This is a genomic window from Pseudomonas sp. 10(2024), from assembly GCF_045164175.1.
Classification (GTDB): domain Bacteria; phylum Pseudomonadota; class Gammaproteobacteria; order Pseudomonadales; family Pseudomonadaceae; genus Aquipseudomonas; species Aquipseudomonas alloputida.
This window is the reverse complement of sequence record NZ_CP174006.1, coordinates 339048-351524: the sequence shown is the minus strand read 5'-3', so window position 1 is coordinate 351524 and position 12477 is coordinate 339048. Positions and strand designations below refer to the sequence as shown.

The 12477-nt window shown below is 61.8% G+C and carries 10 protein-coding genes and 2 pseudogenes; 4 read left to right on the top strand and 8 right to left on the bottom strand.

The annotated features are described in order from the left end of the window. Positions 1–3: 3 nt before the first annotated feature. Positions 4–1257, bottom strand: coding sequence for a serine hydroxymethyltransferase (locus ACI7M0_RS01520; RefSeq protein ID WP_003255681.1), 1254 nt, complete (start codon positions 1255–1257; stop codon positions 4–6). Positions 1258–1580: 323 nt separating this feature from the next. Between ACI7M0_RS01520 and ACI7M0_RS01515 the strand changes: the two genes are divergently transcribed. Next, positions 1581–2621: a low specificity L-threonine aldolase gene (locus ACI7M0_RS01515; protein WP_104960629.1), complete on the top strand. Its 1041-nt coding sequence runs from the start codon at positions 1581–1583 to the stop codon at positions 2619–2621. A 34-nt stretch (positions 2622–2655) separates the two neighbouring features. On the opposite strand, the gene ACI7M0_RS01510 is transcribed toward ACI7M0_RS01515, so the two are convergent. From ACI7M0_RS01510 to ACI7M0_RS01495, 4 genes and pseudogenes are all read right to left on the bottom strand, one after another. Further along, on the bottom strand, positions 2656–3360 hold the full coding sequence (locus ACI7M0_RS01510; protein WP_371920356.1) for a methyl-accepting chemotaxis protein: 705 nt from the start codon (positions 3358–3360) through the stop codon (positions 2656–2658). Positions 3361–3567: 207 nt separating this feature from the next. Then, positions 3568–4410: pseudogene (gene mcpH, locus ACI7M0_RS01505) on the bottom strand (methyl-accepting chemotaxis protein McpH); the annotation flags it as partial. Between the two features lie 536 nt (positions 4411–4946). After that, complete coding sequence (locus ACI7M0_RS01500) at positions 4947–5249, bottom strand: cell division protein ZapA (protein WP_003255684.1); 303 nt, start codon at positions 5247–5249, stop codon at positions 4947–4949. Beyond that, positions 5246–5476: a hypothetical protein gene (locus ACI7M0_RS01495; RefSeq protein WP_003255686.1), complete on the bottom strand. Its 231-nt coding sequence runs from the start codon at positions 5474–5476 to the stop codon at positions 5246–5248. The genes ACI7M0_RS01500 and ACI7M0_RS01495 overlap by 4 nt, the downstream gene beginning before the upstream one ends. Positions 5477–5742: 266 nt before the next feature. Here ACI7M0_RS01495 and ACI7M0_RS01490 point away from each other — a divergent pair. Then, positions 5743–6465: pseudogene (locus ACI7M0_RS01490) on the top strand (MCP four helix bundle domain-containing protein); the annotation flags it as partial. Between the two features lie 30 nt (positions 6466–6495). Then, entirely contained in the window at positions 6496–7368 is an 873-nt protein-coding gene (locus ACI7M0_RS01485) for a methyl-accepting chemotaxis protein (protein ID WP_405314607.1), read from the top strand. A gap of 108 nt (positions 7369–7476) precedes the next feature. On the opposite strand, the gene gbcB is transcribed toward ACI7M0_RS01485, so the two are convergent. Further along, positions 7477–8577 (bottom strand): glycine-betaine demethylase subunit GbcB, encoded by a 1101-nt coding sequence (gene gbcB, locus ACI7M0_RS01480; protein ID WP_129932083.1) that lies wholly within the window; start codon positions 8575–8577, stop codon positions 7477–7479. A gap of 295 nt (positions 8578–8872) precedes the next feature. Between gbcB and gbcA the strand changes: the two genes are divergently transcribed. Then, on the top strand, positions 8873–10165 hold the full coding sequence (gene gbcA / locus ACI7M0_RS01475; protein ID WP_014589386.1) for a glycine-betaine demethylase subunit GbcA: 1293 nt from the start codon (positions 8873–8875) through the stop codon (positions 10163–10165). A gap of 43 nt (positions 10166–10208) precedes the next feature. On the opposite strand, the gene ACI7M0_RS01470 is transcribed toward gbcA, so the two are convergent. Further along, entirely contained in the window at positions 10209–11063 is an 855-nt protein-coding gene (locus tag ACI7M0_RS01470) for an RHS repeat-associated core domain-containing protein (RefSeq protein ID WP_223843614.1), read from the bottom strand. A 643-nt stretch (positions 11064–11706) separates the two neighbouring features. Beyond that, a complete protein-coding gene (locus ACI7M0_RS01465) occupies positions 11707–12477 on the bottom strand; it encodes an electron transfer flavoprotein subunit beta (protein ID WP_003255694.1) in 771 nt (256 codons plus the stop codon).

The window sequence follows — 12477 nt, the reverse complement described above, 5'->3', positions numbered from 1 at the left end:
CACTCAGCGGTAGACAGGGAAATCTGCGCACAGGGCCGCGACGTTCTTCGCCACATCGGCTTCGACGTCTGCGTCACCGAGGTTGTCGAGGATGTCGCAAATCCAGCCAGCCAGGGCCACGCACTGGGCGACCTTGAAGCCGCGGGTGGTGACGGCCGGGGTGCCGATACGCAGGCCCGAAGTGACGAACGGCGACTGCGGGTCGTTCGGCACGGCGTTCTTGTTGACGGTGATATGCGCACGACCCAGGGCGGCGTCGGCGTCTTTGCCAGTCAGGCCCTGACGGATCAGGCTGACCAGGAACAGGTGGTTGTCGGTGCCACCGGAAACCACATCGTAGCCACGGTCGATGAACACCTGGGCCATGGCCTGGGCGTTTTCGATCACTTGCTGCTGGTAGGCCTTGAATCCAGGCTCCAGCGCTTCCTTGAAGCACACCGCCTTGGCAGCGATCACGTGCATCAGCGGGCCACCCTGGGCACCCGGGAATACAGCGGCGTTCAGCTTTTTCTCGATCTCTTCGTTCGACTTGGCCAGGATCAGGCCGCCACGCGGACCGCGCAGGGTCTTGTGGGTAGTGGTGGTGACCACGTCGGCGAACGGGATCGGGTTCGGGTACAGGCCAGCGGCAACCAGGCCGGCAACGTGGGCCATGTCGACGAACAGCAGTGCGCCCACCTTGTCGGCGATGGCGCGGAAGCGTGGGAAGTCGAGGGTCTTGGAGTAGGCCGAGAAACCGGCAACGATCATTTTCGGTTTGTGCTCGACCGCCAGGCGCTCGACTTCGTCGTAGTCGATCAGGCCGGTGTTGGTGTCGATGCCGTACTGGACTGCGTTGTACAGTTTGCCCGAGGACGACACCTTGGCGCCGTGGGTCAGGTGACCGCCGTGGGCCAGGCTCATGCCCAGGATGGTGTCACCGGCTTGCAGCAGGGCCAGGTAGACCGCGCCGTTGGCCGACGAGCCGGAGTGCGGCTGGACGTTTGCGTAGTCGGCACCGAACAGCTGCTTGGCGCGCTCGATGGCCAGGGCTTCTACCTTGTCTACGTGCTCGCAGCCACCGTAGTAACGCTTGCCAGGGTAGCCTTCGGCGTACTTGTTGGTCAGGCCGCTGCCTTGGGCCTGCATGACGCGCTTGCTGGTGTAGTTCTCCGAGGCGATCAGCTCGATGTGATCTTCCTGGCGCTGTTCTTCGGCATTCATCGCCGCCAGCAGTGCATCGTCGTAACCCTGGATCTGGTCTTGCTTGCTGAACATTGTGTATCTCCCGGCAGCGATCGTTTTTTGTCGTGGGGCACTGTGGCCCTTTGTGGCGATGTTATGACTGGTGGGGTCGGGTCAGATGCCTGCGCACGCCTTGCAATGGCGCGTTTACGACATTCTCTTTGTGCCGCCCATGCGGGCCCCTTCGCGGGCGCGCCCGCTCCCACAGTGATTGGCGTGTGCAGGACCATTGTGGGGGCGGGCGTGTCCGCGAAGAGGCCGGCCAGTAATGAACAGAAATCGCTGCACGGGTTGTATAGGCAAGTGCCGAATCGATGGTTTAGAGTGCTGATCTGCGTCGTTCACAGGACCGTGCCATGACAGACAAGAGCCAACAATTCGCCAGCGACAACTATTCCGGTATCTGCCCCGAAGCCTGGGCGGCGATGGAGAAAGCCAACCGCGGCCACGACCGCGCCTACGGCGACGACCAGTGGACCGAGCGTGCATCGGAGTACTTCCGCAATCTGTTCGAAACCGACTGCGAGGTGTTCTTTGCCTTCAACGGCACCGCGGCCAACTCCCTGGCCCTGGCATCGCTGTGCCAGAGCTATCACAGCGTGATCTGCTCCGAGACCGCCCACGTCGAAACCGACGAATGCGGTGCGCCGGAGTTTTTCTCCAACGGCTCCAAGCTGCTGACGGCGGCCAGCGTCAACGGCAAGCTGACGCCACAGTCTATTCGTGAAGTGGCGCTCAAACGCCAGGATATCCACTACCCCAAGCCGCGCGTGGTGACCATTACCCAGGCCACCGAAGTCGGCACGGTGTACCGCCCCGACGAGCTGAAGGCGATCAGCGCCACCTGCAAGGAGCTGGGCCTGAACCTGCACATGGACGGCGCACGCTTTACCAACGCCTGTGCTTTCCTGGGCTGCAGCCCGGCCGAACTGACCTGGAAGGCCGGTGTGGATGTGCTGTGCTTTGGCGGCACCAAGAACGGCATGGCGGTGGGCGAGGCAATTCTGTTCTTCAACCGTCAACTGGCCGAAGACTTCGATTATCGCTGCAAGCAGGCCGGGCAGCTGGCGTCGAAAATGCGCTTCTTGTCGGCGCCATGGGTCGGGCTGCTGGAAGGTGGCGCCTGGTTACGCCATGGCAACCACGCCAACCATTGCGCGCAGCTGCTGGCATCGTTGGTCAGTGACCTGCCGGGGGTAGAGCTGATGTTCCCGGTGGAGGCGAACGGGGTATTCCTGCAGATGCCGGAGCACGCCATCGAGGCGCTGCGGGGCAAGGGCTGGCGCTTCTATACCTTTATCGGCAGCGGTGGCGCGCGCTTCATGTGCTCGTGGGATACCGAAGAAGCGCGGGTGCGAGAGCTGGCGGCGGATATCCGCGCGATCATTGGTGGCTGAGCGAGTGCTGGGGCCGCCTTGCGGCCCCGGCGATCTAGAGCTTGAACCCACCCATCTGCCGCGCCAGGTCATCAGCCAAGCCACGCAACGCCTGGCACTCCTCGCGGCACCCTCGCACCTCCGCCGCCGTCTCACGCGCCAAATCGGAAATCCCCTGCACCGTCCGGTTGATTTCCTCGGTCACCGCCGACTGCTCCTCGGTAGCCGTGGCCACCTGGTGGTTCATGTCACTGATGTGCTCTACCTGGTCGGTAATCGCGCTCAGTGATGCCCCGGTGCGCTGGCTCGATTCCACGCCACTGCCGGTCGCCTGCTGCCCTGCCTGCATTGAACTCACCGCCGAACCTGCACCCAGCTTCAGGCGCTGGATCATCTGCTGCACTTCGTCGGTGGACAGCTGTGTGCGCCGGGCCAGCGTACGTACTTCATCGGCCACCACAGCGAACCCGCGCCCCATCTCACCTGCCCGCGCGGCCTCGATGGCAGCGTTCAACGCGAGCAGGTTGGTTTGCTCGGAAATGCTGCGGATTACCGCGAGCACTTCATCGACCGAAGCGACTTCGTCGGCCAGCTGGCTGACCGCATCGGCCGCCTTGCCGATGTCGCCCGACATGCCCTCGATACCACGAATGGATCGTTGCACCACCTCGCGGGCCTGCAACGCCTCGTCTCGTGCCGACTGCGACGCCTGGGCCGCATCGCCGGCATTGCGGGCGATGTCCTGCACGGTCAGGCCCATCTCGTGTACAGCAGTGGCGACCATTTCGGTCATCTCCTGCTGGCGCCCGGAGCGCTCGGCGGTGTTGTCCACCACCTGGGTTACCTGCTCCACGGCCCGTCGCAGCCGCTCGGAGGTACTCAACACCTCGCCGATCAGGCTGCGTTGGCTGTCCAGAAAGCGGTTGAAACCACGGGCCAGGTCACCCAGCTCATCCTGACGCGAATCGTCCAGGCGGTGGCTGAGATCACCCGCTCCACTGCCAATCTGAACCAATGCGGCGGTAACGCGGCGGATCGGCCGCACCAGGCCACGCGCCAGCAGTACCACCAACAGCAGCGACACCAACGCGACGGCGCCACCGATCAGGCTGGTCAGCCAGACGGCCTGATGCATTTGCGCGTAAATTTCCGACTCTGGCACTTCGGCCACAAGGGTCCAGTTGAGGTCGCGCAGCGGCAGGCCCAGCGCCAGGTAGCGCTCACCGTCACGGCTGAAGCGGCTGCTACGCAGGCTCTCGCCTCCGGTCATGACGCCTTTGGCTGCGTCCGCGCCAAGCTGCTCGGCAAGCTGGCGCTTGCCACTGAAGGCAGCATCGGGATGCACCTGGATCAGGCCATCGTTGCGCACCAGGAACACCTTGCCGTGCTCGCCAAAGCTGAAATCGTGGATCAGCTTCGATAACTCGGTCATGCGCAGGCCCATGCCGGCCACACCCACCAGCTTGCCTTCCTTTTCCACGCGATAGTCGATGAACAGAGCCAGTTCGCCGGTGGCACCATCGATGTCGATGTTGATGAAGCGCTCGGCGCCGCTGTCGATGTAACCGTAAAACCACTTGTCCTTGGGGTTGCTGCGGCTGAGGGTGCGGTCCAGGCCGTTCTCGTTGTAGTAGTGGCCGGTTTCGGTCGAGGCGAACAGCGCAGTGAAGGCGTGGTTGCGCTGTTTGGCGGCGGCCAGGTATTCGATGAATTGGGGTGCCCGCGCGGGATCTTCACCGGCAGCAAGCCAGTCGCGCAGCAGGGTGTTACCGGCAATGTCCGCGGCAGCGACCAGTGGTTGGCCCAGCATGCGCTCGATGTCGTTGCGGATGGCTTCGATGCTGGCTGGCAGGGCAGTGTCGACCAGGTAGCGGTCGGTGAGGCGGTTCAGCGCCACAGTGAAGATAATGACCACCACCAGGATGCTCGCCAGCAGGGCAGCGCCCATGCTGGTGATCAATTGCAACTGGATGCTCTTACGCCAGATACGCATGCCCCTACTCCCCGCACATTATTGTTTTGCGGAAAGTGTATACACTTGCGTATCCAGTTAATCCAGTGATCTGAGGCAATCAGATGCACCCTGTAGGAGCGGGTTTACCCGCGAATGCGGTGTTGAAGCCACTGACGCATTCGCGGGTGAACCCGCTCCTACGGGGGGGCGGTGTACGGGCTTATTGTTGAGCGATGGCCGCACGATGGCATCCACCGTGGCGTCGATCTGCGCTTGAGTTCGCGCAAGGATCTGCTGATGCCTGTAGGAGCGGGTTTACCCGCGAATGCGATGTTGAAGCCACTGACGCATTCGCGGGTGAACCCGCTCCTACGGGGGGACGGTGTACGGCCTTATTGCTCAGCGATGGTCCGCACGATGGCATCCACCGTGGCGTCGATCTGCGCTTGAGTTCGCGCAAGGGTCTGCTGATGCTCTTTCTGCAGTTCGACCTGCTTGGAGCACAGGTTAAGGGCAGCCAGCACCAGCAATTTGTCACCGATCAAAGTCGGGTACTGACGCTTGGTCTCGTTAAGGGCTTTGTTGAGCATCCGTACCGCCTGGGCCAGGGTTTCTTCCTGGCCTTCGGGCGCCTTGATCGAATAGTCGATGCCGAGGATCGACACGACATTGATCGGCTGCTCCTGCAGTCTCATGCGCCAACAACGCCCGCGCTGGCGCGCTCGACCAGGGCCTGGATGCGTGCTGCGGTAGCGCCGTTCTTCTCTTCCTGCTCCATCAGCGACAGCTGCAGGGTTTCGTTCTCTTCCTTGGCCTGGGCCAGTTCCTGGCCAAGGGCGGTGTTCTGCTCGATGAGTTGAGCGTTTTTCTGCATCAGGTCGCTGACCAGTTGCTCGATTTGATTCAGGGAAGCTTCCAGCATGGGTCTATCTCAGGTTGTTGCGAGGGGCACACACGATAAAGAAAAGTGCGCCCTATCGCCATTAAATATCGGATTCATAAGGTGTCGAACCCGCAGATTGACAGGGTAATCGACCCCTTGTTCCGACCTGGATCAACCGCCGGTCAGGAAAAGGTCAGCGGTTGCACCATTTTCCCCGAACGCATTCAAGACTGGCCAGTCACGACCGATAGCCCGGCAAGTCATATTTTGTCGCTCTTTTCCCACTTGCCTGGATCCTCCTCTCCATGTCCCTACGCAACATGAATATCGCCCCGCGCGCGCTTCTCGGCTTCGCGCTCATCGGCCTGCTGATGCTCGGCCTTGGTATCTTCTCCCTGGTGCAGATGGGCAACATCCGCCAGGCGGGCGTTGCCATCGAGCAAGTCAGCGTGCCCAGCATCAAGATCCTCGACGAACTCACCGCGCTGAACCTGCGCATGCGCACGCTTTCCTACCGCCTGCTGCTCAACCGCGAGCCGGCAACCCAACGCGATACCCTCGATCTGCTGGACCAGCGCAACAGCCAGATCGACCGTGCACGCCAGGCCTATCTGCCAATGATCGTCGCCGCCGACGAACAGGCAGCATTCGACCAGTACGGTCAGTTGCTCAACCAGTACCGCCAGTTGGAATCGCGCATGCGCACACTGAGCCAGGCCGACCGCCTGGATGAATTGCGTGACCTGCTCAACCGCGACCTGCTGGCCAACTCCGAGCAGATCAACAAGGTCATGGGCACCTTGGTACGCATCAACACTGACCAGACTCGCGCCACCAACGAAAAAGCCGCCAACCAGTATGCCGGCGCTTTCGCTCTGGTGATCGGCCTGCTGGTTGCCGCCACCGTACTGACCTTCGCCTGTGCTTTCCTGCTGACCCGCAGTATCGTCAAGCCGATCGAAGAAGCACTCAAATGCGCCGAGCAAGTCGCCGACGGCGACCTGACCCACGTCATCCGCGCAGAGGGCACCGACGAAGCCGCCCGGCTGTTGCGCGCCATGGCGCGCATGCAGGACAAGCTGCGCGACACCTTGCAGCAGATCGCCGGCTCCGCCACCCAGCTGGCCTCGGCGGCAGAAGAGTTGAATGCCGTCACCGACGAAAGTGCCCGTGGCCTGCAGCAGCAGAACAATGAGATTGAACAGGCCGCCACTGCAGTCACCGAAATGACCAGTGCGGTGGAAGAAGTGGCGCGCAATGCCGTGAGCACTTCAGAAGCCTCCAGTGAAGCCAGCCGCTCCACCGGTGATGGTCGTGACCTGGTGATGGAAACCGTGGGTGCGATCGAGCGCATGAGTGGTGATGTGCAGGCCACCGCCAAGCTTATTACCCACCTGGCCGAACAGTCGCGCGACATTGGCAAGGTGCTTGACGTGATTCGTGGCCTGGCCGACCAGACCAACCTGCTGGCGCTCAACGCAGCCATCGAAGCCGCGCGGGCCGGTGAAGCGGGCCGTGGTTTTGCCGTGGTCGCCGATGAAGTGCGGGCACTAGCCCATCGGACACAACAGTCGACCAGCGAAATCGAGCGCATGATCGGCAGCATCCAGGGCGGTACGGAAGAGGCGGTAGAATCGATGCGCACCAGCACCGAGCGTGCGGAGTCGACACTGAACATCGCCCGTGGCGCGGGCATGGCACTGGATACCATCGCCGGCGCGGTGGCGCAGATCAACGAGCGCAACCTGGTGATTGCCAGTGCGGCGGAAGAGCAGGCCCAGGTAGCGCGGGAAGTGGACCGCAACCTGGTGAACATCAATGACCTGTCGGTGCAGAGTGCTACCGGGGCGCATCAGACCAGCGCGGCGAGTGCCGAGCTGTCGCGCCTGGCGGTAGGCCTCAATGGCCTGGTAGCCCGGTTCCGCACCTAGAAGCATTCGCGGGCACGCCCGCTCCCACAAGGTGCACCGCAGTCCTGAAGATAGCGATGACCCTGTGGGAGCGGGCGTGCCCGCGAAGAAGCCAGACTGGCCACTGGATCAGTAATCGATCCGCACATCCCCTTTCGGCACGCTGCAGCACGACAGGATGTAGCCCTCGGCTTCGTCCTCTTCGGTAATCCCGCCGTTGTGCTCCATCTCCACCTCGCCGCCCAGCTTGAGCACCTTGCAGGTGCCGCAGATGCCCATGCCGCAGGCTTTCGGGATCATCAGGCCAACCTTGGCTGCCGCCGCATGCACTGTCTCGCCCGGGGCGATGCGGATGCTCTTCTCGCTGCCGATGAACTCCACCAGGTTGAGGTCGGAAACATCCAGCTCAGGCGCATCGGCTGCCTGCTCGGCGTGCTCCACCGCATCAGCCTTGGCCTCTGGCGGCGTGGCACCGAACGACTCCTCGTGGTAATTCGCCATGTCGAAGCCGACCGCTTCGAGCAGGCGCTTGACCGCTGTCATGTACGGCGTCGGGCCGCAGCAGAACACCACGCGCTCCATGTAGTCCGGCGCGATCAGTTCCATCAGCCGCTGGTTCAGGTAACCGCGGTAACCCGCCCACGGCTCGCCCAGGCCGTGCTTTTCGCAAATGATGTGCAGGCTGAAGTTGGGGATGCGCGAAGCCATCTGCTCCAGCTCGCGGTGATAGATGATGTCCTTCGGCGAACGGGCGCTGTGCACGAACACCATGTCGACATTGGCGTTGGTGTCGTAGAACCAGCGCGCCATCGACATCACCGGGGTAATGCCCACGCCACCCGACAGGTAAAGCACCTTGCCCGACGGGAAGTCGATGGCGTTGAACAGGCCCACAGGGCCGTGCACCGGCAGCTCGAGGCCTTCGTGCATGGTGTCGTGCAGGAAGTTGGAGACCAGGCCGCCCGGCACGCGCTTGACGGTGATCGAGAAGCTGTAGGGCACTGACGGCGAACTGGAGATGGTGTAGGACCGCATCACGGGCTTGCCTTCGATCTCCAGCTCCAGGGTGACGAACTGCCCTGGCTTGAAGAAGAACATGATCGGCTGGTCGGCCATGAAGCAGAAGGTGCGCACGTCCCAGGTCTCCTGGATGACCTTGACGCAGCGCACAATGTGGCGGCCGTTGGCCCAGGTCTGGGTAGTGACCGGATTGAGGAAGGTATCGGACATGTTCATCTCCAGCGGCCGACTATGGCCCTTTTCATGGCTGCGATAATGCGCAAGCTGAAGACGACGCACATTCCTGCCTGCGACATCGACGTGCTTATCGCGACCAGCCCCGTGGCACAAGGGCTGGCGCGTCGTTATTCAAATCGGCCATGTCGCCCATGGATACGGTTCGCGGCGTCTTCGGACGCACACTCCACGGCAAAAGAACTAGCTGTTTTATCTGAAGCAGCCTTGCGGCACCACAACAACGATTAGCCACCTTTTGCCGGCCGCATACGGCCCCGAGGAATACACGATGGACGTCACCGCAACCCTGAGCCTGGGCGATCCACTTGAACCTGCACGCAAGGCTACCGCCGAGATGCTGCAGACCCGCGAGCGCACCTACTCGCTGCCCCAGCCTTTCTACACCGACGAGCGTCTGTTCCAGATCGACATGCAGGAGATCTTCCATAAAGAATGGTTGATCGCCGGCATGACCTGCGAGATCCCGGCCAAGGGCAACTACATCACCCTGCAGATCGGCAAGAACCCGATCATTGTGGTGCGCGGTGCCGAAGGCAAGGTGCATGCCTTCCACAACGTCTGCCGCCACCGCGGTTCGCGCCTGTGCGTCAGCGAGAAAGGCAAGGTGGCCAAACTGGTGTGCCCATATCACCAGTGGACTTACGAGTTGGACGGCCGCCTGCTGTTCGCCGGCACCGAGATGGGTGCTGACTTCGATATGAACCAGTACGGCCTCAAGCCCGTGAACGTGAAGGTGGCCGGCGGCTACATCTTCATCAGCCTGGCGGAAAACCCGCCTGCCATCGACGAGTTCCTGGCCACGCTGGACCATTACATGGAACCGTACGACATGGAGAACACCAAGGTGGCGGTGCAAACCACCTTGATGGAAAAGGCCAACTGGAAACTGGTGCTGGAAAACAACCGCGAGTGCTACCACTGCAACGGTTCGCACCCGGAACTGCTGCAAACCCTGCTGGAGTGGGACGACACCAACGACCCGCGCGCCAGCCAGGAATTCAAGGACCATGTGGCCGCCTCCGCCGCTGCCTGGGAAGCCGAGAAGATCCCGTACCTGCACAAGAGCCACGGCCTGCGTAACCGCATCGTGCGTATGCCGCTGCTCAAGGGCACCGTGTCGATGACCATGGACGGCAAGCAGGCCTGCCAGAAGCTGATGGGTCGCATCAAGAACCCGGACCTTGGCTCGATGCGCATCCTGCACCTGCCGCACTCGTGGAACCACTGCATGGGCGACCACATGATCGTGTTCACCGTGTGGCCGATCAGCGCCCAGGAGACCATGGTCACCACCAAGTGGCTGGTGCACAAGGATGCCGTCGAAGGTGTGGACTACAACCCCGAGAACATGCGCAAGGTATGGGACGCCACCAACGACCAGGACCGCCGTCTGGCCGAAGAGAACCAGCGTGGGATCAACTCCACGGCGTACCAGCCTGGCCCGTATTCGAAGACTTACGAGTTTGGTGTGGTGAACTTCATTGACTGGTACAGCGGGCGGCTACTGAACAACCTGGGAGCAGAGCCTGCGCCGTATCTGAAGGAGGTGCAGGCGCAATAACCTGTACCACCCACTGGCAGGGCAAATTGCCGTGCCAGTGGGTTTATGGTCGCCTTATGTCCCGATTCGGAGACGGAGGCGGCGCACTGGGTTCAGTACCCCAGCGACGCCATGCATCAATAGCTGCTCGACCTGCCGAAGCGATCCTGGCCCCGAGTGCCGTGCCTCTGCCCCACACGTACGAAGCCCCTTCGACAACCATGCGCACACCGGTGACTTCATAGAATGTCTCCCAGGCTACCCTTACCCCCGACACTCCGGGCTGTCCTACCCCCCTCCACACAGCCTGTGCCGCCTCGGCGTTGGAGAACAAGCCACCGCTGATGTTCCCAATTGCGTTGCCCAGCCCCAGGCGACGGCCGTGACTGGTCAGTACATTACCAATCCACCCTTGTTCGACTCCGCTCATTGCGGTGCCTGCAACCCCCATTACTCCTGTGTAGAAAAGGCTAGTATTACCAATCCGGGATCTTAGGCTCGGCGCGGTATATTCCGGACCGGAATGCGGTCTTTGCAAGTCGGCGACCACGTTTCTGGCCGTTCGCGCGATAGCCCCGCCCAGCGTCACCGAACTTGAAAACATGCTTATGCCACTGATCGCCGGGCTAATCACGTCGACCTGGGGGCGGGCGGACCGGATGGCCGGGACGGCGCCACTGGGGTCGACCCGGTTGATCGGGTCGCCACCGCAGTAGGCATAGGCATTCAACCCACCCTCCGAGAAAGGGCTGAGTGAGTCGGCAGAGTGAAAGCGCATCAGCACAGGGTTGTAGGTTCGCCGGCCATTGCCCAGGTGATAGCAACCCGTCAGGCGATCGACCATCTGCCCGGCGAAGGCAATATTTCTTGCACCAGCATAGGCCCCGTATGCTGAATACGACCTTGGAATCCCGCCCATGTGGGTAGGGATAACGGGTTGCAGCATGCCATGCATGATGAACGCTCAGCCGATAGTGATCGCTCATTCTACTCGCCTGAAACAGGACTGCTAACTGATAGAAATGATAGGTTCTTGTTACTTATTCACAGGTTTTGACTCAGGTGATCCTGAATTTTTACCTGCCCTCAGGGTTCAAGCGTGTGTGAGCCCCGATTGGCTGTTTTCTGATCAAAGCACTCGAAGACAGGAACGGCGGGGCCTACAGCCGGTATCAAACAGATTATCCACAGACCGGCTCACAGAGATTGTGGGAAAATCCTGGCAAAAAGCAGCATGCCCGCATCAGGCGATGCCAAGGGAAGCTGATCATTTTATGATCTAAACCGTGTAAGCGCCGTTATATAAGGCTTCCAGCCATGCACCAACAATTTATCCACACCTTGGCGAACAGATTCCGTGGGCAAAACGGAGCGTACCTGACATTCGGCCAGTTTGCTGGAATCCAGGCATGTGAGGGGGGAAGTGAATAACTTATACACAGGGGACTGGGCTATGAATTGTGTCGCAGGGGCCGCAGCGGGCCCCAGGATCTCGAGTCTGGCTCAGGATTGTCAGGGCTGCTAAGCGGCCCATCGCGTCACACAGGCCGCTCCCACGGGACTCAGCGCAATACGCCCTCTTCCACCAGCAGCTTGAGGATCGCCTCAGCGCCTTCCTGCGGCGAAACGTCCTTCAGCACCTTGCCACCACCGCCACTGGCCTTGGCCGTCGCGGCCTTCATGCGGTCGGCGCCGCTCTTGGCCTTGATCACCTTCAAACGCTTGGGCCTTGGACGGGCCGGTTGCAGCTCGGCTTCAGCCAACAGCTCATCTTCGACAATGGCCACGTTACGCGCCGCCAATACCCCCCGGCGCGCAGGCCCAAAAGCGCTCTGGCGCGGCTTGGGCGCAGCGTTATCCACAGTCGCCAGCAATGGCAGACGTACCTTCAGCCGACGCCGCTGACCACGCGGCAGGGCCTGCAATACCTGCGCGGTGCCGTTGTCGATCGACTCCACCTCAGCCAGCCCGACAATCAGCGGCCAGCCGAGCTTTTCGGCCAGCAGGAACGGCAACATGCCCGAACCCTCGCCAGTCTCGGCCTGGCTGCCGGTCAGCACCAGTTGGGCCCCGGCGTCGCGCAGATAATCGCCCAGCACGCCCAGCACATCGGCCCCGGCCGGTTGCTCCAGCACGTCGAGGTGGTCCAGGCCCATGCCCAGGTAAGCGCGCAAGGCCTCTTCCTGTGGATCGCCCGCATGCACCACCTGCAAGTTATCCCCAGCCAGCTGCAAACCCAACTCCACGGCGCGGGCATCCTGCTCGGCGCGGCGGGCGCGGCCGGAGCTGGGGTGGGCACCAATGGAAACCAGGCTGATCACTTTCGTACTCAT